Raw genomic sequence first — 23,160 nt, 5'->3', positions numbered from 1 at the left:
TATGCATCTACCTACATTAATATCCGATCTGGTCGTCATCATCATTGCGGCCGGTCTGATGACCCTCCTCTTCAAGCGTCTTAAACAACCTGTCGTACTGGGTTATATCCTTGCTGGCGTGTTGGCGGGTCCATCCATCCAATTCATTCCCACTGTGTCCGACACGGTCAATATCAATACATGGGGGGAGATCGGAGTCATTTTTCTGCTGTTCAACCTTGGCCTCGATTTCAGCATTAAGAAACTGATGAAAGTAGGGGGGACGGCTATCGTGAGCGCTATGACGGTGTTAATCGGAATGATGACGACGGGATATTTAGTGGGGACGGCTCTCGGGTTAGACCGAATGAACTGTATCTTCCTCGGGGCGATGCTTTCGATGTCGTCCACCACGATTATTTTCAAGGCTTTCGATGAAATGGGATTGCGTAACAAACAATTTGCGGGCGTAGTATTCGGTATTCTGATCGTCGAAGACATTTTCGCGGTGCTGATGCTCGTGTTACTCTCTACATTAGCTGTAAGCCAAACTTTTGAGGGCCAAGAGTTATTGCTGAGCATGACGAAACTGGCGCTTTTTCTGGTTGGATGCTTCGTCTTCGGGATCTATTTCATTCCTTCAATGCTGAAAGCGTTGAAAAAAATCCTTAACGATGAGATGCTGCTCATCATCAGTATCGGGCTTTGTCTGGGGTTGGTTTACGTGGCCGACTGGATCGGTTTCTCGTCGGCATTAGGCGCATTCATGATGGGAGCCATCTTAGCTGAAACAATCGAGGCCGAGCATATTGAGAGCCTCGTCAAACCGGTCAAAGATCTGTTTGCGGCCGTCTTTTTCGTATCGGTCGGAATGTTGATCGACCTGAATATCTTGTGGGAATACAAGTGGCATGTAGCTGTACTTACTATCGCGGTGATGATCGGACAGTTATTCTTTGGCAGTTTCGGTGTGTTACTTTCGGGAAAGCCTATCAAGACGGCTATACAGAGTGGTTTCTCGCTCACTCAGATTGGTGAGTTCGCTTTCATCATCGCCTCACAAGGTATCGCGCTCAAGGTTATGGAGCCTCACCTCTATCCGCTCATTGTCGCCGTTTCGGTGGTGACCACCTTTTTCACGCCTTATCTGATCCGGTTAGCCGAACCTGTATATAATCGGATTGAGAGAGCTTTACCACCGTCATGGAAACAATTTCTGGATCAATATACCTCCGGTTCCAACACGATTCGCCACCAGAGCGAATGGCGAAAATACCTGCGCTCCATGAGCCGTATCGTAGGAATTTATCTGGCCGTAACACTCGTTCTGATCTTTGTCTGGTTGCAACTCGTCGCGCCGCTCATCCGTCAATTCCTGCCCGGACAAAACGGTAACATCCTCGCACTCGTCCTGCTCATCGCCCTGATGGCTCCGCTCTTGCGCGCCATCATGATGAAGAAAAACCGCTCGAAAGCCTTCCGCCATCTCTGGAACGACAGCAAATACAATCGCGGTCCCTTAGTCTCGCTCATCGTGTTGCGTATCATCGTGTGCATGGGCCTCGTAGCTATCCCCACTTCGGCGCTGCTCAGTACGAAATGGGGCATTGTGCTTGTCGCTTCGCTGAGCGTCATCGCCATTATGATCTTCTCCAAACGCGTCAAGAAACATTCCATCCTTATGGAACGCCACTTCGTCAGTAACCTTTCGGCACGTGAGGCGGAAAGCGAACGACGTGCCCCTATCCGGCGCGACTTCGCCAATCATCTGCTCGAACGCGACCTGCACCTGACCGATATCGAAGTGCGCCCCCATTCACCCAGTATTGGTAAAACACTCAAGGAGTTAAATTTTAGACAGAAGTGTAACGTTAATATCGTTACCATTATACGTGGCGAACGGCGTATCAACATCCCCGGCGGAGACGAATATCTCTATCCGCTCGACAAACTCATCGTCGTCGGGTCGGACGATGACATCCTGCACTTCCACGATTACATTGCTGAGCGCTACCATCAGGCCGATCAAAAACGACGCGAGGAGGAAGCCGATGAGATGAATATCGAACAGTTTACGATTTCCGAAGACTCGCGGCTCATCGGCCTGTCCATCCGTGAATCGGGCATCCGTGACAAGGCTCAATGCCTCGTCATTGGTATTGAACGCGGAAAGACGTCGATCAAAAACCCGCCGCCCTCCACCGTTTTCGAAGAGGGAGATATCGTGTGGATTGTCGGCGAGCGCCGCAAAGTCATTCATCTGAGCGAAGGAAAAACCCTCTGAAAACAATAAATCTCCGTGTTGAAAAATAATTTCGACACACCGGACGGATAAGCAAAAATATTTGTTTAGCTTTGTCAGCCAAAAAGGGACTGACAGGTCAGCCGTCCGAAAAACGGCTACCGGCCAAAGAGCTCCCGCAAGGATAATCGGCATACAACCGATTCGCCTTGATGATATACATCGTAGAATTTTCGTCTGATTATTAATATAACATGATGATATCGTATAGAGAAAGTCTGCGCCGGTTGCGCAATCCGTCTTTCGAGAACATACGGGCTATTGCCCGAAACTTTATCCCTGCTGCGGATAAAGACAACGCCATTCCCGCTTCTTCCTCTTTCTCAGCCTCAGACCAGGACATGTTAACAGACCTCTGCGAAAACGGAGTCTTATGGAAAACGAAAATCGATAAAACACTCGAAACCATTCCCCGCAAAATCTTTCAGGACGACGTGTTCGAAATCATCGACTGGCAATGCGGACAAGGGTTTCATACAGTTTGTTTCTTCGACTTCCTTAAAAAGAACGGTATCGAAAACCGTGTGCGTAAAGTCACGCTCATCGATCCTTCGCGCGAGGCCCTCGAACGTGCTGTTTGGCACATCAGTCCCTACATAGACGACCCTGACCGGATCAGCTGTGTCTGCAAACCCGTAAGCGAAGTCCGAAAGAAAGAGATCGAAACCCGACAGCCGATTACGTTTCATTTCTTTACCGATGTACTTGAGCAACCGGAGCTCGATCTCAAGCGTATCGCCGAACTCGTCGGGTACGGCATACACGGCAAACATTATTTCTTCTGTACAGGCAACCTCATGCATAACAACCGGCGAATCGATGCATTCTACCATTACTTCGACTCGCCCGAGACCTTAGCGGACGAAGAACTGTATCCGAATGTTCGACAGTCAAACGGTATCAAAATCAAAGCCTTCAAACTTGAGAACAGTAATTTCAACCTCAAGTACGTCAATTATTATCCGGCCGTGCAATACCATGCTGCCTACCGGCTGGACGCCGTGAAGAAAACGCTTCAAACGGCCGATGCAGAAAAGACCGAGGCGCTCTACCGAAGTCTCTCACGCTTCGAAGTATCGGCTCACTACGACCTCGGAGGAGGCGCACGCGAAAATGTACATCCGCTGTTTGCCGTACTGAACAACATCGTGACCCGCGGACGGCCCGCACAGGCCAGTCCGCTTCTTGAAGAAGCTTTTGCCAAATTGGGTAACCGACGCATCGACCTCGACGGAGATATTCGTTATGATACATGGGGATTGCATACCGAAGACGTATTTGACGCTTTGCATATCATCGATCCTCGTCTGAATCTGGACGAATCGAATTACAATAACAAGTTGCTCGAAAGCGATGCCGAAAAGACATTCATCACCCGGATAGCGCCCCAGCCGTTACGTCAGTTGCTGCAACCGCAGCGCAATCTCTATTCACTCACTAAACAAAAGACGTACCATACGCAGCGAATCGATTTCGCATGTGAATTTCCCTATCCGACCAAAGATGAGAAAGACTTTTGGCATGACGGATGCGCCATCGAAATTCATGAGGCGATCGATCACTCCGACATGGAGCAGAAGCGCGCCTATAAACAACGTGCCGACGACCTCTCGGCCATTCACTGGTATTGTCGGCAAGTACCGGAAGAAGAAATGAGCGATTCGCATTTCGGGTTCCTCGGGAGCGAATATGTAGCAACCGTTTTCAAGGTCTTCGACCGACGTTTTGATGATGACTGGGTACGGACACTGCAATATGTCCTCTCACCGATCGCTATCGCACGTATCCAGAAAGTCGTGCTCGAAGCCGTCATCTCCCGCCAGCTTGATATCACATGCAATACGTGGTCTGTGCTCGTCCTCGAACGTGATGTACCCTGCGCCGCTCTCGCTTTGGCCGACTTGAAAGAACATTTCAATCACCTCACAGCGATGAGTGCGGAGTACACGGGGTTGACATTTCCCGAGGTGGAACTGACGGTCGTCAGCACACCCGAATTTATCGGCTCGCCCCTGCATGGAAACACCTTGCCCCTGACGGAGGTGACGGATGAACTGCGACGGAAAGCGTACGATCTGATTATCGATATATCCACGCTGCGGCGAACCGACATCGAGAACATATCGTTCGCCGGCTTTACGGAGTGTCGTAACAAATGTTTCTTTCATATACGCTCATCACATTATGAGCGCAGTACACGACACATGTATACCACCGGACGTATTACCTACCGTCCGATGACGTCCAAAAACGCACAGCAACAGTACGAAACGTTGCCGGATACTTCGCAACACCTGCGCTACTTCCTGCAACTGCTCTTCCGCAAGAACGATTTCATACCGGGGATGTTGCCCGTGTTGAGCCGTATCCTTCAAAACCGTTGCACCGTCGGCCTCGTGCCGGCCAATGGAGGCAAAACCATGATCCGGAAACTGACCGCCATGATGCAGCCCGGTATCACGGTTATCGCTGTGCCTGATACGGATGCCGTACAGGCCCTGCACCGCGAATGGATCGATGCGGGTATCGATTGTATGACGGCGTTCCATGCCGGCCTCGACCGTACTGAGCGCGAACGACGCGAGCGACAGGCAGAATCGTCCGAAGCGTTGATTGTTGTGCTCTCTTACGACCAACTCGGCCGACTGCCGCTCTTGCAACGTTTCAGGTATATGCAGCAGACGGGCGTATACTTCGCCACGGGCATTCTCGACGAGGCACAGGGTCTCTCGGAATGGAGCCCCGACTTCCTGCCGGCAGCGATACTCGCAGGTCAAACGCTCTACCGGCACACCTTGCCTCAACAAGGAATGATTACCCTTTTGGGACTGACCGAACAGGCATCGTTCGATACGCTCTTCGATATCGAACAGGCGCTCTCGCCCCGTGATACCTGCTCGGCAGACCGAGATCGGCTCGTGTTGTGCAAAAGCGCGGGACTGCCCGAATCGGCCTATCGGAAAGAACGCTACCTGCGTTACTTCTGTGGCCTCGAAGCGGAAAACGAATGTATTGAACACCTGATTGGTTTTGCTCCCGTTTCCTACCTCGAAGGAGATCGTACGATACCGGCTAAAGGATGCTATTTCCCACTCACACTTGATAATCTGCCGGACGAATGTGTCCTTTTCCTGCCGTACCCCGTTACAGAGCGCGATGGATCAAAAGACGACCGTCCCAGAAAGAACCTGCTCGTACTTTACACCAAAGCATTCTATCGCATGAGTACTCTCGGACTGATGGAACAGATCACCCTTGATGAAGCACAACAACAATACCGCATCGTTCTTCGAAAGCAACCGGCCGGAGGATATTACCGGCAGTTACGTAACTATTTTCTTCGTTACCATACACAGAAACAGGTGGAACAGGAAATGGTCAGGGCTGAAAATCTTTCGCTGAAAACAACCTTCCACGACGCTCTTCGTGAAGAATTATGCCGTTGTCTTCTTTACATGAACGAGTTCGTTTACCGGCGCATCGCACTGCAGCAACAGGAAACTACGGAGATTATCCCCGGCAACAGTAATCCCTTCACGTACCATCTGGCCGAAGATACGCAGAATGGCAGGGAGTCATCCCCTGATATTCTGTTCCGCTATATGCATCGGATCAAAGACGGAGCGACGGAGCGAAACGGATCGCCTAACAGTCGCGCCAGAGAATTGCACGAGGCCGTACGCACACTGCGCCGTTCATTCGACGGAAATAACCCCACCCTTTCGCTTCTTAATGCCTTTTGTCTCTTCCATACCGGTACGGAGGGAGAAGAAATGCTCGAATGTGATTTGCATGAAAGTTATGAAAACGGCATGATCGGATTTTACCGTTCAATGCCGAATATCGCCGATTTCCGCGAACTCTTTGACGCATATAATTGTTATATACGAGGTGAGACAGACTATTTCGCCACCACCGGAGACTGGACGGAGGAAGTGCGTATACGCATTGATATCATGCGTGCTGCCGACCTCCTCAACCTCCATCTGGCGCAAACGAAGATGATACAATATAAATACTTGGAAGAATGGAAGCAATAGAAAATATCCATAAGGCGTTGCTGCAACTCCGCGACAGCTTGACCCACCTCAACTCTGCCCGCGAACAGGTATCGCAAGTAACGGCAGAAAGTAAAGAAGTAATCGATGCGACAGCGCGTCTGGCGGAAGACGTCAGGCTGCTGGCCGAGAAAATCAGCGAAGAGACGCAGACGGTCATCACCCGGTTTGAAGATCGGCTCAACGAGTCGCAGGCGGGACTGACCAATGTGATCAGCGAAGGAAAAGAGTTGTTCGCAGCCGAGATCGCTCAGTCGCAGCAAGCTACGACACAGTTGAAGGTCGAGGTGGAGAAGACCTTGCAGCAGGCTTTGGAAGCGACGGTACGAACATTGGACGAGGTCAATGCCTCGGCGCGGAAAACCCTTGAAGAAGCGGCTGCCGCTTCGACGGCCTCCCTTCAGGAGTTGACGACGGTCTCGACCGACGCTATCGAAGTGCAGCAGGCCGAGATATCCGATGCCCTTGAATCCATGATGGAATATTGTAACCGTATGCAGACCCTCATCGATAAGTTATCGGAGCTGGATTTATCCAGTCAGGTACTGTCGATCGAAAAACAAATTGAACGAATAGAACAGCAACAAGATACGCAGCGTGAAGAATTCCGCACCGAAATGGACAAGATCAGAAGGAACCAGCTTATTACGTGGGCACTCCTGCTCATTACCATATTCCTGATGTTCGTTCTCAAATAGATCGTCTGTATTCAAAAATGAAACTCAAATAAAATAACTATTTATGTCAAAGAATGATATCAACAAAGTACTCGTGTTAGGCTCCGGTGCTCTTAAAATCGGACAGGCCGGCGAATTTGATTATTCCGGCTCTCAGGCGCTGAAAGCTTTACGCCAAGACGGTATCCGATCGGTGCTGATCAACCCGAATATCGCTACGATCCAGACATCGGAAGGCATTGCGGATAAGGTTTACTTCCTTCCCGTAACGCCTTTTTTTGTCGAGGAGGTAATTAAGAAAGAGCAACCCGACGGGATCCTGCTGGCCTTCGGCGGACAAACGGCGTTGAATTGTGGTACGCAACTGTATAATGACGGTACGCTCGGCAAATACGGTGTAAAAGTGCTGGGAACATCGGTCGAAGCGATCATGGACACGGAAGACCGCGACCTGTTCGTTAAGAAACTGGATCAGGCTAACCTGAAAACCCCCGTCAGTCAGGCTGTGGAAACGATGGCTGATGCGATCCGCGCGGCCGAAGAGATCGGCTACCCGGTGATGATCCGCTCAGCTTATACATTGGGCGGTCAGGGAAGCGGTATCTGCCAGACAAAAAGTGAACTGAAGACACTGGCCGAAAGCGCCTTTACGTTTGCTTCGCAGATTCTCGTCGAAGAATCGCTGAAAGGCTGGAAAGAGATCGAGTTTGAGGTGATTCGCGATAAAAACGACCATTGCTTCACCGTCGTAAGCATGGAGAACGTCGATCCGCTGGGGGTACATACCGGCGAGAGCATCGTAGTGGCGCCGACCTGTTCGCTATGTGACGATGAGGTAAAGATGTTGAAAGAAATTTCGGTCAAGGCGGTCCGCCATCTGAATATCGTAGGTGAATGCAACATTCAGTATGCCTACAGTTCCGACACGGGCGACTACCGGATCATCGAAGTCAATGCGCGTCTGAGTCGCTCATCGGCTTTAGCCTCGAAAGCGAGTGGCTATCCGCTGGCGTTTGTGGCAGCCAAGCTGGCACTCGGTTACTCGCTCGACGAGATTGGCGAGATGGGTACGGTTAACTCGGCCTACAAAGCTCCTGAGGTCGATTATCTGATCGCCAAGATCCCGCGCTGGGACTTGACGAAGTTTGCGGGTGTGAGCCGTCAGATCGGCTCAAGCATGAAATCGGTCGGCGAAATCATGTCGATCGGTAAATCGTTTGAAGAGATTATGCAGAAAGGTCTGCGTATGATCGGACAAGGCATGCACGGATTCGTAGGCAATAACAACCTCACGTTCGAAAACCTTGACGACGAGCTGGAAAACCCGACCGATCTGCGTATCTTTGCCGTAGCACAGGCATTGGAAGAAGGATATACGATCGAGCGTATCCACGAACTGACGAAAATCAACCCGTGGTTCCTGAACAAACTGAAAAACATCGTAGATTACAGCCATGTGCTGAAACAATACGACCGCATCGAAGACTTGCCGGCCGAAGTACTGCGTGAAGCCAAACGACTCGGATTCTCCGACTTCCAGATTGCCCGCTTCGTCGAACAACCGGACGACAACATGGAAAAAAGCAACCTCCGCGTGCGCGCATGGCGTAAGAAACTCGGCATCTTGCCCAGTGTGAAACGCATCCATACGGTTGCCTCGGAACATCCCGAATTGACAAACTACCTCTATCTGACGTACGACGGTACGGAGCATGATATTCCTTATTATAAGCATGATAAAAGCGTGATCATCCTCGGGTCGGGCGCGTACCGCATCGGCTCGTCCGTCGAATTCGACTGGTGCTCGGTCAACGCGGCACAGACAGCGCGTAACCTCGGCTATAAATCGATAATGATCAATTATAACCCCGAAACGGTTTCGACGGACTATGACATGTGCGACCGACTGTATTTCGATGAGCTGTCGCTTGAGCGCGTGCTCGACGTGGTCGATCTGGAGCAGCCCCGAGGTGTGATCGTATCGGTCGGCGGACAGATTCCGAACAACTTGGCCATGAAGTTGTACCGGCAACAAGTACCTATTCTCGGCACTTCGCCCGTATCGATCGACCGTGCCGAAAACCGGCACAAATTCTCGGCCATGCTCGACACGCTCGGCATCGATCAGCCGCGCTGGGCGGAGCTAAGCAGCATGGACGAAATCGATGCATTCATCCGCGAAGCAGGCTTCCCCATTCTGATTCGCCCCTCGTATGTGCTGAGTGGTGCGGCTATGAACGTCTGCCATACGAAAGAACAGATGATCGAATTTCTGAATATCGCGGCTCAGGTATCGAAAGAATATCCCGTAGTTGTGTCGGAATTTTTGCAGGATGCCAAAGAGATTGAATTCGACGCGGTGGCACAGAATGGCGAGATCGTAGAGTACGCCATTTCGGAACATATCGAGTTTGCCGGCGTCCACTCAGGCGATGCCACACTCGTATTTCCGGCACAGAAAATCTACTTCGAGACGGCACGACGCATCAAGAAAATCAGTCGTAAGATAGCCAAGGAGCTTAATATCAGTGGCCCCTTCAATATCCAGTATCTGGCCAAGAACAACGACGTGAAGGTGATCGAGTGTAACCTCCGCGCCTCCCGCAGCTTCCCCTTCGTGTCGAAGGTCCTGAAACAAAACTTTATCGACACGGCAACCCGCATCATGCTCGACGCGCCCTTTAACCGTCCCGACAAGACGGAGTTCGATATCGACTGGATCGGAGTCAAGGCTTCGCAGTTCTCGTTCGGCCGACTCTCGAAAGCCGATCCCGTACTGGGCGTAGACATGAGTTCGACAGGCGAAGTGGGATGTATCGGCGACGATTTCGACGAGGCGCTGCTCTCGGCCATGATCGCCGTCGGCAATACGATTCCGCAAAAGAACGTCATGGTTTCATCGGGTGGCGCCAAAAGCAAAGTCGATCTGTTGGAACCCTGTCTCTTGCTCGAGACGAAAGGATATACCATCTACGCTACGCAAGGAACTGCTCGCTTCTTGAACGACAACGGCATCCGGGCTACACCGGTCTGCTGGCCCGATGAAAACGACGGCGAACTGAATATCATTGAAATGTTCAGCCGTCATGAATTCGATTTGGTCATCAATATCCCGAAAAATCACACGAGACGGGAGCTGACCAACGGCTATAAAATACGTCGCGCGGCCATCGATCATAACATTCCGCTGATTACGAATGCGCGTCTGGCAAGCGCATTTATCCGGGCTATATGTAATCTCTCCGAAAAGGATATCTCGATTAAGAGCTGGCAGGAGTATAAATAAGTTTGTGCTTGCATCTGCACTGCCGAACATGAGGCCGACCGACATACAGCGCGAGAAGAAGGAAATTCTTGTTGCTTCGCCGTATGGCCGGTTGGCTTCTTTTTTTTCATTTTTTCTACATCTTTCCGACAGATAAAAATAATTTCGTAATTTTGACACAACATGTTTGTCTCTAAGCTTAAAAACAGTCTTATGCTTCCCCAAAACAGAGACATAGCGCGTAAAATATAAAGAAGAAAACGAGGAAGACAAAATGACAACAGATCAGATCAAAGAAATTATTGAGCGAAATCAAAAAGACATCGCATTTATCGTCGGTAATGGAGTGAATCGATACCCGAACAATCCCAATGTTCTTTCATGGGACGATTTATTGATAAAATTATGGAAAAAGGTTTTACCCGAAAGGGACCTGTCAAGTATACCTGTGGGTATTTCATTGACGGAATTTTATGACATTTTAGAACTTGAAAATACGCAAGAGATTAATCTTCAGAAAGAGGTGGCAGACCTTATGCGAGAGTGGCAACCGTTAAATCATCATGCACGAATCATCAATCGCATGAAAGAATTAGATGCTCCCGTACTGACTACCAATTTCGAGGAAACGCTCGCACGAACCTTCAAATATCAGCAGTATAGAACGGAACAAGAAGGGTTTACGGATTTTTATCCATGGTCTACATACCATGGAACCAAACCATTAAATTTACCGACCGATGGGTTTGGGATATGGTACATAAACGGTATGATCAACTATCACAGAAGCATCAGACTCGGGCTAAGTCATTATATGGGAAGTGTGGAAAGAGCAAGAAACTTATTGCATAAAAGAGAAGATGAAGTGCTTTTTACAGGCAAAAATAATACACAATGGAAGGGGTATAAAACATGGTTACATATTATTTTCAATAAATCTCTTTTTGTTTTCGGCTTAGGACTTGAAGAAAACGAACTCTTTTTACGATGGATACTGATAGAAAGAATCAAGTATTTCAAAAAATTCCCTGGTAGAAGACATAAAGGATGGTATATCAATAGACGAAGTAATAACGAGACGGATCAAGGCAAGAAGTTTTTTCTCGAAAAAGTTGGATTTGAGGTAATTGACGTGGAAGATTATGCTGAGATTTATGAGCATATATGGACATAACAAACTATGAACTAAAGATCGGAAATCATGGAAAATCAATCGGATAAACAAGTATTTCGCTCACGGATAAGCATCTTGTTGATCGTATCCGTATTCGTCGCTTTCATATCGGTATCTATACCGCTTCTTCAAAACAAGGCGTACACCGATATGTGTGTACTTGCCTGTTTGTTCTTGCTACTCGTATTTCTTTTTACAGGAACACGTTATATCATTTCAGGAAGTACATTGAGTTTAAAAATAGGTTTTATTTGCGGATGGAGTGTAAATATTGCTGATATTCTTTCGGTAGAAAGATCCTATAATCCGGTTTCTGCCCCTGCTGCATCCCTCAAGAGACTGCGTATAGATTTCTCGAAAAGAAAGAAATATTCTAACCTGTTAATCTCTCCGGCAAGAGAGCAGGCTTTTATAAAGGCGTTAAAAAAAGTCAATCCGAATCTTTGCGTTCACCTACCCGAAAAAAAGGGGATTTGGCGTATACAAGATTGGGATATTTAATTTCCGGATGCACATCGCCCTGCCACTTTACGTCTTTAACAATCGTTTTACGGCGGGGCAGTCCTTGAGTTGGTTAGTTGTTTAAATGTTTTTGTTTAGCAATCTCGGTAAACAAAAAAAACAACATATCAATCATCGCAGCTCAAGTCTTTTATCCGAATAGCACATACAGCACCGGAATCAGTATACCGGCCAGCAGATACCATTTACCGGTCCCGGCCATGCCTTTCTTCCCTTTGACGATGAATAACCCCGACAGCGCAAAGAAAATCAGCGAAAAGGCAAACAGGTCTGCCATGATATTCCAACCTCGGAGCCGATTGTAATGCAGTCTGTTGATCGCATAAATAAACGTATTCTTTTTATGCAGTTCGTAATCGACCGTGCCCGTTTCCGAGTTGTACACGCCTACGCCACCGTTCAGCATCAGACGAGTATGTTCCTCGTCGATGGTCATGATCTTCTTCAACTCCGGAAGTCCTTTGTCGTTCCAGATCACCGACAGTTCTTCGTGCGATAAACCTTTGTCGAGATGTAATGTTTCTTCCTGCGTTCTGAATGCCGGATCTTTCCCGTCCATGTGATTGAGCAGGAAGCCCGAAATACCGTAGACGAGGCATACACCGACCATCAGGAATCCCAGATCGCGGTGTATGACCCGTAGCCAACGGCTCATTTTGTTTTTGGATACCCCTTTCGCGGGGCGAAAATCTTCTGCCATGCTTATTCAATCACTTCGTAGCGTTCGCCGTCCATGTAGTAAATCGAGTAGTAATCTTTGTTATGCGCTTTCATCCATTCGCGCATCTCGTTGATGTTGTTCAGTTCGGCCTGGCATGTTTCGGCCGATCCGTCTTCCTTGTGTTTCTTCTCATTGACTTCTTCTTCGTATTGGTCAATGTATTCCTTCGTCAAACGACGTTCACGAACGATGCCCGTTATGGCCAGTTCCGAACCGGTCAGTTCGCGGTTGAATCCGCCGATTTCACCGCCCGCCTCTACACGGAACGACGTGTTGGGATCGTCTCCTACAATAAAACAGCGCTTTCCGGAATGCTTGCACGTATGCGTCACGAAACCTCGTACCGTAACGGTCTGATCAACCATACGGTCAGCCACTTTCAATAAACTGTCGAGTTTATAAACCGGCACTTCAGAAGCATGCGCTTCTACATTTTCCTCTTGACCTGCGCGTTGTTGTTCTGCGCTTTTGTTGTTACATGCTGCCATCGTCAGCAAAGCGGCAGCTAAAAATAAAATCTTTTTCATCGCTTCATGTATTTATTATGTTTATCATTCATCTATTTTTCGGCATCAGCAACCATGCGACGATGCCCGCTATACCGGTGAGAGCAACAAAAAGTGCGGCAAAGAGCTTATCGCTCCGTCGGGAAGCAATGACTGTGACAAGCAATGCCAGCAGCAGATTGATTGCCCACGCACGATATTCCGTAACATGTAGCCGGGGATAAAGAAAAAGACTGTCCGATTCCTGAAACGTGATATAAAAAGGGAAGAGCCATCCCGACACCTTATCCCAGCGGTTCGGTTCTCTTGCAATGGCATGTTCGGACACTCTCTTCAAGGTTTCGGTCTCCAATCCGTAATACCGGCGTCCCTGCGGCGTGGTGATAATTACCGTCCAATAAAGGAAGTTACCCATCACCGTTACTTCGTCACAGTCGATGTCGATCGGGGTGATATCCAATTTCACCGGCACGTATTGCCCTTCGCGACTCTCTAAGATATACAGCCCCCCCTGTGGGTCGAACAGAAAGCCGTAGAAACGTTTATTCGATGCCTCATACATCGAAAACCAAACCATCTCCACGTCTTTATTGATGCGTGTATCCTTAACGAACGGACGATTGTTGACCATTTTGAGGTGATAAAGCCGCCCCTGAGAATCGAGCGTGAAATAGCCTTCGTCGTACGGTTTGCGCGGATTCGGATTGCCAATAGCCCAACGGGCGGGGAATGTATAGCCGGCTTTTTCGAGCGCCCGTGCAAACAAATCGCTCTTTTCCCGATTAACGGTATTCGTCTGCACGTCGATAAACTCGATCCCGTCTTTCAGGCGAAACACATCGTCCGGCATTTCCAACCCGACTCGTTTGGGCATTGATTCGAAGAGGATATACAATCCTTTATCCGGCGTCTTCCGCTCTCTCGGAGCATACCGGAAGACAACTGTTGCAGCCCGTAACAGAGGCGGGCTGATTGCTGTACCGCAAATGCTGTCGGGCAGACGTCCGTCGGCCATAAGCTGACGATAATTGAGAAATGGCATCAGTGAGTCGAACTGTGCCGTCGTATATTTATTTCCTTGCAGATCGCTGAGCGGCATCTCCTTGTCTTTGTAATCTATGATGCCCCAATCCTTCATCACCGCACTGTAATAGACGAATGGATAGCTGTCCGGCGAATCCGTAGCCATCCGGACGAATGACGGGATGATCCACATCCCCGTAAAAGTGACGAAGAGCAGAATCGTATAGTAAATAAATGGTTTGCGTATCATATACCGTTATTTTTTACGAAATATTATCCGGGCGATCCGTCTTTGAACCGTGTAGCGGAATAGAACGGGAAGCTAAGTCCTGCGACAAGTATAAGAGTCAGGCAGGGCAAAAAAGTCATATAAGCGCCTGATGGGGCATCCATAAAGAAAAGGTATAGCCCTGCGGCAGCCACGAGTGCATTGGCTACACGCCTGCGCCATACCGGTTCCATACAAACCCATGCCGTAAAAAGATAGCAGGTAAGCCCTCCCTCGAAATAAGGCAGAAGTTGCCAGGTCATCGCATGCAGCATTTCAACAGCATAATGACGGGAGAGCCCGGCATACAGCACCACGTACATCGTCAGGAAGACTGCCGACAGTACAGCCATGCCATACAGCAACGTTACAAAGACAATCTTCGACTCGCGTAACGGCAGATGAAGGGTTAGTTTCAATCGTTTGTCCGTCATCTCCGGGATAAACTGGGCCACTCCGAGCAGTACGCCCGCCAAAAGCGGAAACCATCTCGTGACCGCCGGTACAAGTGACATGTCTTTTAACAAGACAGCCGACCAGGCCTGTACCGCCCCATTGACGCGAAGCGTCTGCCCCATCTGTACCAACGCGTACACCAGCAAGGCAACAAGCAGCAGAAGTATAAGCCCAACCGTCCGCCGCGTCTTGATCCATTCTTTATAAAAGATTGCACTGAACATAATCGATTAATATTTTCCGGTTAAACCGATAAACGCATCTTCGAGCGAGAGCTTTTCCTCTTTCAGCCCGCTCACCCCACAAGACGACAGGATTCGTTCCACTTCCTCCTTCGGGGCAAAGGAGTACGTCTCCCACCGGTTACCGGTCCTTTCGGTATGCCACAACCTCTCGTCGACCGGTATCTCCGCTCCATCGCAGACAAAGCGGAAACGCCTGAATCGCTCCATGATATATCGAGTCGGTTCATGCAGCAGGATACGTCCGTAATCCATAATCATGCAGTCATCGATGAGCATCTCCATATCCTGAATGATATGGGAGGTCAGGAAAATCGTTTTGTCCCCGGCCGTAGCATACTCCCGGAGGTATTCAACGAACAGACGACGGTAACCGGGATCTAATCCCATCGAAAAATCGTCCAGAATGAGCAGATCGGGATCTTGAGCAAATAACAGGCCAAGCGCCACCTGCGAACGCTGTCCACACGACATGGTACTGATCTTCTGGGTCGGCGTAACCTGTAATTTCCGTAGAAGCTCGTAGTAGGCATCCCTCTTCCAGTTTGGGAAAAAACGACTGTAAAACCGTTCGATCTGTTCAACGTTGAAGTATGTATGCTGGATATGCCCTTCGAGCAACAGTCCGATACGCGCTTTCGTCGAAGGAGAGAGCGATTCCATCCGCTCGCCGAAGATACGGCAGACGCCCGAACGAGGTTTAAGGTATCCGTTCAGGATATTGATGATCGTCGTTTTGCCGGTCCCGTTCTTGCCCAGAAGTCCCAGAATCTTCCCTTGTTTGACCTCAAAGTTCAGATTCTCATAGATTAGCTTCTTTCCGTAATAATGGGTAATATTTTCGCAATGAATAATTGTTTCCATTCAAAACCAAGTACACCGAGTTAATGAGCCTTCAAAGATACGCAAAACATTTATGATTGCATGTGTCGTGTAAATAAATAAAAAAAAAGTCGCTCGGAGGTGTTTCCGAACGACTTTCTGTTTTTAATACGACCAAATGATTAATCCACATTCAGCGTCACACGCTTGAATGCGTTTACCGTCAAGTCTTTGTTTTGTTTTTGCAGATACTGTTCAACCGTAAGTTTCGCATCCTTCACGTATTCTTGTTGCAACAGCGTATTCTCTTTGTAGAACTTCTGCAAAGCACCTTCGGCAATACGATCCAGCAGGTTTTCCGGTTTTCCGCTTTCGCGGGCTTTGTCGCGGGCAATCTGCTTCTCCGTATCCAGTACATGTTGCGGTACATCGGCCGGGGTCACTGCTACCGGATTCATGGCGGCTACTTGCATAGCGATCTCGCGAGCAACCTGATGGTCAAGCTCCTGATTGAAAGCTACGATAGCAGCCAACTTATTTCCCGGATGAATATACGATACCGTAGAAACTCCCTTCACAAATTCGTATTCTCCAAGTTCCATCTTTTCACCCGTAACTCCAACACGGTCTGTGATATGGTTCTCAATCGAACGTCCATCGCTCAAAGGAAGTTTCAACAACTCTTCTTTTGTCGCCGGCTTGTTGCTCACCGCTGCATTGAGAATATCCTGTGTTAAGGCTACAAACTCTGTGTTTTTAGCCACAAAGTCCGTTTCACATTTCAGCGCTACGACTGCTGCGAAATCGCCGTTTTCTGTTGCCAACACACAACCTTCGGAGGCTTCGCGATCAGAACGTTTTGCTGCTACGGCCTGTCCTTTTTTACGAATAATTTCCATAGCTTTGTCGAAGTCATTGTTTGCTTCTTCCAAAGCCTTCTTGCAATCCATCATACCCGCTCCGCTCATCTTGCGCAAGTGGGTGATATCTGCCATTGTTACTGCCATAATCTAGTTCTTTATGATTAAATTTTAGTCTTCTTCTCCTTCTTCATCGGAAGCTACAGAAGCTTTCGGAGCCTCTTCTTCTTCTTTTTTCGTGCGTCTGGCTCCTGTTTTTGCCCGGCGTTCGCGTCTCGGAGTGTCTTCACCGTCTTCGCTTGCGGCCTTTTCCGCTTCTTCTTTATCTCTGGCGGCTTTACCTTCCTGAAGACCTTCGTTGATGGCTTCGCATACTACGCCCAAAATCAAGTCGACCGATTTCGTCGCATCGTCATTAGCCGGAATAACGAAGTCTATATTCGTCGGGTCAGAGTTCGTATCAACCATGGCAAATACCGGGATACCGAGGCGATTGGCTTCACGCACGGCAATGTGCTCCTTCATTACGTCTACCACGAACAGGGCTGCCGGCAAGCGATTCAAGTCGGCAATCGAACCGAGCATCTTTTCCAGCTTGGCACGCTGACGGGTAATCTGTAATTTCTCACGTTTGGATAAATTATCAAAAGTGCCGTCCTTGCTCATCTTGTCGATCGTCGACATTTTTTTGATGGCTTTACGGATTGTCGGGAAGTTCGTTAACATACCACCCGGCCAACGTTCGATTACGTAGGGCATACCTACTGACGTTGCTTTATCGGCCACAATCTGTTTGGCTTGTTTCTTAGTAGCCACGAACAGAATCTTCCGTCCGGAACAAGCGATGTTCTTCAGTGCTTCTGCTGCTTCGTCTACTTTTGCAGCGGTTTTATACAAATCAATGATATGAATACCATTGCGCTCCATGAAAATGTAAGGAGCCATTGCAGGATTCCATTTTCTTTTCAAGTGTCCGAAATGAACGCCTGCTTCCAATAACTGATCAAAATTTAATCTTGACATTTCTTTTTTTGTTGTTAAATCGTTTACATTCTGTTTCATTCAACTATCCGGTAGTTTTCCGACATCTCTCCATGCAGAAAAAATCCGGACAATTTAGATACTAAACGCCTTTTCTACTTGCAAGCAACTCACAAATAACATTAACGTTTACTGAACTGGAACCGTTTACGTGCTTTCGGACGTCCCGGTTTCTTACGTTCTACCGCACGCGGGTCACGTGTTACGAAACCTTCGGCCTTAAGCGCCGGCTTCGACTCGGGATTGATTTTAATCAATGCACGCGTGATAGCCAGACGAGCCGCTTCCGACTGTCCTTTAAATCCGCCGCCGACCAAATTCACCTTGATGTCGTACTGGCCGTCCACATTCAGCACGTTGAGGGGTTGCTTCACTACGAATTGCAGGATCGGGGAGGGAAAATAATCGGACAATTCCCGGCGGTTCACCGTAATTTTTCCATTTCCTTCGCTAACGTATACACGGGCAATGGCCGCCTTACGTCTTCCTATTGCATTTACTACTTCCATGAAATTTAGTTAAGTGAGTTTATATCTATCGACTTCGGTTGCTGGGCTTCGTGTTTATGCTCCGAACCTGCATAAACATACAGATTATTGAGCAATTTATCTCCCAGACGGTTCTTGGGAAGCATGCCTTTTACGACCTTACGGAACAGACGGTCTTCCCCTTTCGCCATTAATTGGGCGGGAGTAATTTCACGCTGGCCACCAGGGTATCCGGTATGCTTGAAATAAATACGGTCGTTCCACTTATTTCCCGTCAGAACGACTTTGTCTGCATTAATAATAATCACATTGTCACCACAGTCAACGTGCGGGGTGAAATTCGGTTTGTACTTGCCGCGTAATAATTTGGCGACTTTCGTACAAATGCGTCCCAACGATTGGCCGGTTGCATCGACAACCACCCACTCCTTGTTTACAGTTGCTTTGTTTGCAGAAATGGTCTTAAAACTTAACGTATCCACTGTTATTTCTTTATAAATTAATACTAAAAAACGCGCCTTCACTCCCTTTCTACTCTTCGGACACAGAAGAGTTTAGCAAGGTGTTAAGAACGAACTGTTTGAACACTTTAGATAATAATCGGGTGGCAAAGGTACAACTTTTCTCCGAATACGCAACACAAGCTCAGGACTTTTTCTTAGAAACGACATATTAAAAGACGATTTCTATCGTTTGTTGAGGTCTCAATCCGGCTGGTTTCTTCTGAATTCGGGGAATAAAAGAGTTCAAAGAAGTCTTGAGCCACTCGATAATGAAGGAGTTGATATTTTGAATAATGTATATAATTTGTGCTATTTGTCCGGTCCACTTTGACACAAGGCGCATAATGCCTGCTTTTTTCAACGATTTGTTCAATAATGCCGTCGGCGTACCTATGACATCAATGCGAATAATCGCATCCTCCAAACTCAAGTATTGAATCAGTTGTTTAATGCGTCAGCCCTGAACGGTTTATAGGAGCCCTGTAAATGAATGAGGGGGCTGTTTAACTCCCCTCATACAGTTTCGCACGCATCTCGGCAATCTTCGGATCGGAGATGTAATCGTCGTACTCGATCATCTTGTCAATGTTCCCGTTGGGCGTAAGTTCGATAACGCGGTTAGCCACAGTCTGAATAAATTCGTGGTCGTGACTGGCGAAAAGCACGTTGCCTTTGAAGTTGATCAGCGTATTATTGAATGCCTGAATCGACTCGAGATCGAGGTGGTTCGTGGGCGTATCGAGAATGAGCGTGTTGGCATCTTTGAGCATCATACGTGAGATCATGCAGCGCATCTTTTCTCCTCCCGAAAGCACACTCACTTTCTTCATCAGTTCTTCGCCCGAGAAAAGCATACGTCCCAAAAATCCTTTCAGAAAAACTTCGTTCGTATCTTTGGCAAACTGTCCGAGCCATTCGAGCAGATTGTAGTCTGAATTGAAATATTTCGCATTGTCGAGCGGCAAGTAGGCTGTCGTGATGGTTTGTCCCCATTTGAATGTACCCGAGTCGGCTTCCTCTTCCCCATTGATGATTTGGAACAGAGCGGTCATGGCACGCGGATCGCGACTGATGAAAACGACTTTATCGTCTTTTTCGACATTGAAATTCAGGTCTTTGAATAGTGTCTTTCCGTCGAGCGTTTTCGTCAGGCCGCTGACTTCGAGAATCTGGTTGCCCGGCTCGCGCGAGGGAGTGAAAATGATACCCGGATAACGGCGCGATGAAGGTTGAATCTCTTCGATATTCAACTTTTCAAGCATCTTTTTGCGGCTTGTCGTTTGTTTCGATTTCGCTACGTTCGCACTGAAACGGCGGATAAACTCTTCCAGCTCTTTCTTTTTTTCCTCCGCCTTCTTGTTCTGTTGCTGCTGCTGGCGTAAGGCAAGCTGACTCGATTCGTACCAGAAGCTGTAATTGCCGGCAAAAAGTTTGAGTTTACCGAAATCGATATCGACCGTATGGGTGCAGACAGAGTCGAGAAAGTGACGGTCATGGCTGACAACGAGTACCGTATGTTCAAAGTTGGAGAGGTAATTCTCAAGCCATGCCACCGTTTCGAGGTCGAGGTCGTTCGTCGGCTCGTCGAGCAGCAGGTTGTCGGGCTTGCCGAACAGGGCGCGCGCCAGCAGGACGCGTACCTTTTGCTTACCGCTCAGATCTTTCATCATCTTATTGTGGAGCGACTCTTCGATTCCCAGTCCGCTAAGCAACGCTGCCGCATCGCTTTCGGCATTCCAGCCTTCCATTTCGGCAAACTTCTCTTCCAGTTCCGAGGCGCGGAGACCGTCTTCGTCCGAAAAATCTTCTTTGGCGTAAATCGCATTCTTCTCGCTCATGATCGCCCAGAGCGTGGTATGTCCTGTCAGTACGGTGTCGAGTACGGTGTAATCATCGAACGCAAAGTGATCCTGAGCAAGGACGGACAGCCGTTCACCCGGCCCGAGCGAAATGGTTCCGCGCGTAGGATCGAGGTCGCCGCTGATGGCACGCAGAAAGGTCGACTTGCCGGCCCCATTCGCCCCGATGATGCCGTAACAATTGCCCGGCAAAAATTTGAGATTGACATCCTGAAATAACGTTCGTTTTCCGAACTGAATATCCAAACCGCTAATTGTAATCATGAGTGCTTTTGTTTTTTTGAGGGCGCAAAGATAGTAAAAACCATGGGAATGGCAAAGCAGATCGCACGCTTCCTGCAGAAGACGTGTTGCTTATACTGTTGAAATATGGTTGAGTAGGTGAGCCACCGTATGGCCTGTTATGAAAAATGCCCGCCGAAGTATTTGCTTCAAGACGGGCATTTTTTGCTGTCATCATCACGATGTGACGTTTGTGAGGTTCCTGGCAGAATCGAACTGCCGTAAACGGTTTTGCAGACCGGTGCCTAACCACTCGGCCAAGGAACCAAATTTTACGGTGCAAAGATATGGCTTTTTTCGGATATACAAAAATCTTTTGAAATTTCTTTTGCCCGATTGCCGGAAAAATGCTTATCTTTGTTTCTCGAAAAAAATCGAGAAAAGAAGAGATGAATTTCATAGAAACGGATATTTCCGGCGTGTGGATGATAGAGCCTCAGGTGTTTGCCGACGCGCGGGGATACTTCATGGAAGCCTATAAACAACAGGAATTCGAACGGTATATCGGAAAAGTAAATTTTATACAGGAGAACGAATCCCGCTCGTCGCGGGGTGTGCTGCGCGGACTGCATTATCAGCTGGCGCCTTATGCGCAAGCCAAGCTTGTGCGTGTGATTGTGGGGGCGGTTGTCGATGTCGCGGTCGATCTTCGTCGTGGCTCTCCGACGTTCGGGCAACATGTAGCTGTGGAACTGTCGGCCGAGAATAAGCGTCAGTTATATATCCCGCAAGGATTTGCACATGGCTTTTACGTGAAAAGCGAGACGGCTGTATTTACGTATAAGGTAGATAACCCATATATGCCGAGCCATGAGCGGGGGGTACGGTACGACGATCCGCAGATCGGCATTGCGTGGGGCACGGCGGAGAGCGATCCGGTTGTTACGTCGGAGAAAGACCGTCGGTTACCTTTCCTGAAAGATGCCGAAATAAATTTTGAAGATTAAAACATAACGATTGATGAAAACCTATTTAGTGACCGGAGGTGCCGGTTTTATCGGGGCAAACTTTGTGAAATATATGCTCGCTACGTATCCCGAGGCGCAGATTATTGTGCTCGATATACTGACCTATGCGGGCAATCTGGGAACGATCAAGGATGATATCGACGGCCGTCGCTGTCACTTCGTGAAAGGCGATATCGGCGACCGCGCCTTAGTGGAAGGATTGTTCGAGAAATATCCGATACGCTATGTCGTCAATTTTGCGGCCGAGAGCCATGTGGACCGAAGCATCGAAGACCCGCAACTGTTTCTCGTGACGAATATTCTCGGGACGCAGAACCTGCTCGATGCCGCGCGGAAGGCGTGGGTGACGGGTAAAGACGAGGCCGGCTATCCGGTGTGGATGTCCGGCGTACGCTTCCATCAGGTTTCGACCGACGAAGTTTACGGCAGCTTGGGTGAAACGGGGTATTTCACCGAAGAAACACCTCTTTCGCCACGCAGCCCGTACAGTGCCTCGAAAACAAGCGCCGATCATTTCGTCACGGCTTATCACGACACATATAAGATGCCTGTCAGCATCACACGTTGTTCAAACAATTACGGGCCGTATCATTTCCCCGAAAAGCTGATTCCGCTCATCATCAAAAATATCCTTGAAGGAAAGAAACTGCCCGTCTACGGCGACGGATCGAACGTGCGCGACTGGCTTTACGTTACCGACCATTGCAAGGCGATCGATGCGGTGATACATCGTGGCCGTGCGGGTGAGGTTTACAATGTCGGCGGACATAACGAGCGGAAGAACATCGACATTGTGCGGACGATTATTCGGACGGTTAATGAACTGATGACCGAGCATCCCGAATATCGTGAGGCACTCAAGAAAAAAGAGAGGGGATCCGACGGGCAATGGTCGGTCGACTGGATCAACGACGACCTGATTACGTTCGTCAAGGATCGTCTCGGACACGATCAGCGTTATGCGATCGACCCATCGAAGATCACCCGCGAGTTGGGCTGGAGTCCCGAGACAAGTTTCGATGCCGGTATCGTGAAGACCGTGCGCTGGAATCTGGAGCATCAGGACTGGATCGAAGAAATCACCAAAGGCGATTATGTCAGGTATTACGAGCGGATGTATGCCGGACGGGAGCTGAAATAACGT

The 23,160-nt window shown here is 48.7% G+C and carries 18 protein-coding genes and 1 tRNA gene; 8 read left to right on the top strand and 11 right to left on the bottom strand.

Annotated elements, in window-relative coordinates; genetic code table 11:
* Position 1: 1 nt before the first annotated feature.
* From ACTTKA_RS01010 to ACTTKA_RS00985, 6 genes are all read left to right on the top strand, one after another.
* Positions 2–2,263: a cation:proton antiporter domain-containing protein gene (locus ACTTKA_RS01010; RefSeq protein WP_442723632.1), complete on the top strand. Its 2,262-nt coding sequence runs from the start codon at positions 2–4 to the stop codon at positions 2,261–2,263.
* A 212-nt stretch (positions 2,264–2,475) separates the two neighbouring features.
* Positions 2,476–6,321, top strand: coding sequence for a hypothetical protein (locus ACTTKA_RS01005; RefSeq protein WP_442723631.1), 3,846 nt, complete (start codon positions 2,476–2,478; stop codon positions 6,319–6,321).
* Positions 6,309–7,037, top strand: coding sequence for a hypothetical protein (locus ACTTKA_RS01000; RefSeq protein WP_442714639.1), 729 nt, complete (start codon positions 6,309–6,311; stop codon positions 7,035–7,037). Before ACTTKA_RS01005 ends, ACTTKA_RS01000 begins: the two co-directional genes overlap by 13 nt.
* A 43-nt stretch (positions 7,038–7,080) precedes the next feature.
* Complete coding sequence (gene carB / locus ACTTKA_RS00995) at positions 7,081–10,302, top strand: carbamoyl-phosphate synthase (glutamine-hydrolyzing) large subunit (RefSeq protein WP_442723630.1); 3,222 nt, start codon at positions 7,081–7,083, stop codon at positions 10,300–10,302.
* Between the two features lie 253 nt (positions 10,303–10,555).
* Positions 10,556–11,455, top strand: coding sequence for a hypothetical protein (locus tag ACTTKA_RS00990; protein ID WP_442723629.1), 900 nt, complete (start codon positions 10,556–10,558; stop codon positions 11,453–11,455).
* Positions 11,456–11,482: 27 nt separating this feature from the next.
* A complete protein-coding gene (locus tag ACTTKA_RS00985; RefSeq protein WP_442723628.1) occupies positions 11,483–11,956 on the top strand; it encodes a PH domain-containing protein in 474 nt (157 codons plus the stop codon).
* 151 nt (positions 11,957–12,107) lie between these two features.
* On the opposite strand, the gene ACTTKA_RS00980 is transcribed toward ACTTKA_RS00985, so the two are convergent.
* The 11 genes from ACTTKA_RS00980 to ACTTKA_RS00930 form a co-directional block, all read right to left on the bottom strand.
* Positions 12,108–12,677, bottom strand: a complete 570-nt coding sequence (locus tag ACTTKA_RS00980) for a PepSY-associated TM helix domain-containing protein (RefSeq protein WP_014225415.1) — start codon at positions 12,675–12,677, stop codon at positions 12,108–12,110.
* A gap of 2 nt (positions 12,678–12,679) precedes the next feature.
* Positions 12,680–13,225, bottom strand: coding sequence for a hypothetical protein (locus ACTTKA_RS00975; protein ID WP_014225414.1), 546 nt, complete (start codon positions 13,223–13,225; stop codon positions 12,680–12,682).
* Between the two features lie 28 nt (positions 13,226–13,253).
* Positions 13,254–14,477: a DUF4857 domain-containing protein gene (locus ACTTKA_RS00970; protein WP_442723627.1), complete on the bottom strand. Its 1,224-nt coding sequence runs from the start codon at positions 14,475–14,477 to the stop codon at positions 13,254–13,256.
* A 23-nt stretch (positions 14,478–14,500) separates the two neighbouring features.
* A complete protein-coding gene (locus tag ACTTKA_RS00965; RefSeq protein ID WP_442723626.1) occupies positions 14,501–15,175 on the bottom strand; it encodes a hypothetical protein in 675 nt (224 codons plus the stop codon).
* Between the two features lie 6 nt (positions 15,176–15,181).
* A complete protein-coding gene (locus ACTTKA_RS00960) occupies positions 15,182–16,057 on the bottom strand; it encodes an ABC transporter ATP-binding protein (protein WP_442723625.1) in 876 nt (291 codons plus the stop codon).
* Positions 16,058–16,197: 140 nt separating this feature from the next.
* Positions 16,198–17,022 carry a translation elongation factor Ts gene (tsf, locus tag ACTTKA_RS00955; RefSeq protein WP_442723624.1) on the bottom strand — a complete coding sequence of 275 codons (825 nt, stop codon included), beginning with the start codon at positions 17,020–17,022 and terminating at the stop codon, positions 16,198–16,200.
* Between the two features lie 24 nt (positions 17,023–17,046).
* Positions 17,047–17,898 (bottom strand): 30S ribosomal protein S2, encoded by an 852-nt coding sequence (gene rpsB / locus ACTTKA_RS00950; RefSeq protein WP_442723623.1) that lies wholly within the window; start codon positions 17,896–17,898, stop codon positions 17,047–17,049.
* Positions 17,899–18,038: 140 nt separating this feature from the next.
* Complete coding sequence (gene rpsI, locus ACTTKA_RS00945; protein WP_014225408.1) at positions 18,039–18,425, bottom strand: 30S ribosomal protein S9; 387 nt, start codon at positions 18,423–18,425, stop codon at positions 18,039–18,041.
* Between the two features lie 5 nt (positions 18,426–18,430).
* On the bottom strand, positions 18,431–18,886 hold the full coding sequence (gene rplM, locus ACTTKA_RS00940) for a 50S ribosomal protein L13 (RefSeq protein ID WP_041591253.1): 456 nt from the start codon (positions 18,884–18,886) through the stop codon (positions 18,431–18,433).
* A 524-nt stretch (positions 18,887–19,410) separates the two neighbouring features.
* Complete coding sequence (locus ACTTKA_RS00935) at positions 19,411–21,030, bottom strand: ABC-F family ATP-binding cassette domain-containing protein (RefSeq protein WP_442723622.1); 1,620 nt, start codon at positions 21,028–21,030, stop codon at positions 19,411–19,413.
* A 214-nt stretch (positions 21,031–21,244) separates the two neighbouring features.
* Positions 21,245–21,315: transfer RNA gene (locus tag ACTTKA_RS00930), tRNA-Cys, on the bottom strand.
* Positions 21,316–21,437: 122 nt separating this feature from the next.
* Here ACTTKA_RS00930 and rfbC point away from each other — a divergent pair.
* Together rfbC and rfbB are read left to right on the top strand one after the other, a co-directional pair.
* A complete protein-coding gene (gene rfbC, locus ACTTKA_RS00925; RefSeq protein WP_442723621.1) occupies positions 21,438–21,995 on the top strand; it encodes a dTDP-4-dehydrorhamnose 3,5-epimerase in 558 nt (185 codons plus the stop codon).
* Positions 21,996–22,008: 13 nt separating this feature from the next.
* Complete coding sequence (gene rfbB / locus ACTTKA_RS00920; RefSeq protein WP_442723620.1) at positions 22,009–23,157, top strand: dTDP-glucose 4,6-dehydratase; 1,149 nt, start codon at positions 22,009–22,011, stop codon at positions 23,155–23,157.
* Positions 23,158–23,160 lie beyond the last annotated feature (3 nt).

The sequence above is a fragment of the Tannerella sp. genome, assembly GCF_052170195.1.
Taxonomy (GTDB): domain Bacteria; phylum Bacteroidota; class Bacteroidia; order Bacteroidales; family Tannerellaceae; genus Tannerella.
Note: the sequence above shows the minus strand (reverse complement) of the source record. Positions and strands in the feature narration are given on the sequence as shown.

Coding starts and splice junctions, on each gene's coding strand:
- rpsB (WP_442723623.1), bottom strand. CDS start 17,898: ATGTCAAGATTAAATTTTGATCAGTTATTGGAAGCAGGCGTTCATTTC.
- ACTTKA_RS01000 (WP_442714639.1), top strand. CDS start 6,309: ATGGAAGCAATAGAAAATATCCATAAGGCGTTGCTGCAACTCCGCGAC.
- ACTTKA_RS00935 (WP_442723622.1), bottom strand. CDS start 21,030: ATGATTACAATTAGCGGTTTGGATATTCAGTTCGGAAAACGAACGTTA.
- ACTTKA_RS00985 (WP_442723628.1), top strand. CDS start 11,483: ATGGAAAATCAATCGGATAAACAAGTATTTCGCTCACGGATAAGCATC.
- ACTTKA_RS00990 (WP_442723629.1), top strand. CDS start 10,556: ATGACAACAGATCAGATCAAAGAAATTATTGAGCGAAATCAAAAAGAC.
- rfbC (WP_442723621.1), top strand. CDS start 21,438: ATGAATTTCATAGAAACGGATATTTCCGGCGTGTGGATGATAGAGCCT.
- ACTTKA_RS00980 (WP_014225415.1), bottom strand. CDS start 12,677: ATGGCAGAAGATTTTCGCCCCGCGAAAGGGGTATCCAAAAACAAAATG.
- ACTTKA_RS01010 (WP_442723632.1), top strand. CDS start 2: ATGCATCTACCTACATTAATATCCGATCTGGTCGTCATCATCATTGCG.
- ACTTKA_RS01005 (WP_442723631.1), top strand. CDS start 2,476: ATGATGATATCGTATAGAGAAAGTCTGCGCCGGTTGCGCAATCCGTCT.
- ACTTKA_RS00960 (WP_442723625.1), bottom strand. CDS start 16,057: ATGGAAACAATTATTCATTGCGAAAATATTACCCATTATTACGGAAAG.
- rfbB (WP_442723620.1), top strand. CDS start 22,009: ATGAAAACCTATTTAGTGACCGGAGGTGCCGGTTTTATCGGGGCAAAC.
- tsf (WP_442723624.1), bottom strand. CDS start 17,022: ATGGCAGTAACAATGGCAGATATCACCCACTTGCGCAAGATGAGCGGA.
- ACTTKA_RS00970 (WP_442723627.1), bottom strand. CDS start 14,477: ATGATACGCAAACCATTTATTTACTATACGATTCTGCTCTTCGTCACT.
- carB (WP_442723630.1), top strand. CDS start 7,081: ATGTCAAAGAATGATATCAACAAAGTACTCGTGTTAGGCTCCGGTGCT.
- ACTTKA_RS00975 (WP_014225414.1), bottom strand. CDS start 13,225: ATGAAAAAGATTTTATTTTTAGCTGCCGCTTTGCTGACGATGGCAGCA.
- rpsI (WP_014225408.1), bottom strand. CDS start 18,425: ATGGAAGTAGTAAATGCAATAGGAAGACGTAAGGCGGCCATTGCCCGT.
- ACTTKA_RS00965 (WP_442723626.1), bottom strand. CDS start 15,175: ATGTTCAGTGCAATCTTTTATAAAGAATGGATCAAGACGCGGCGGACG.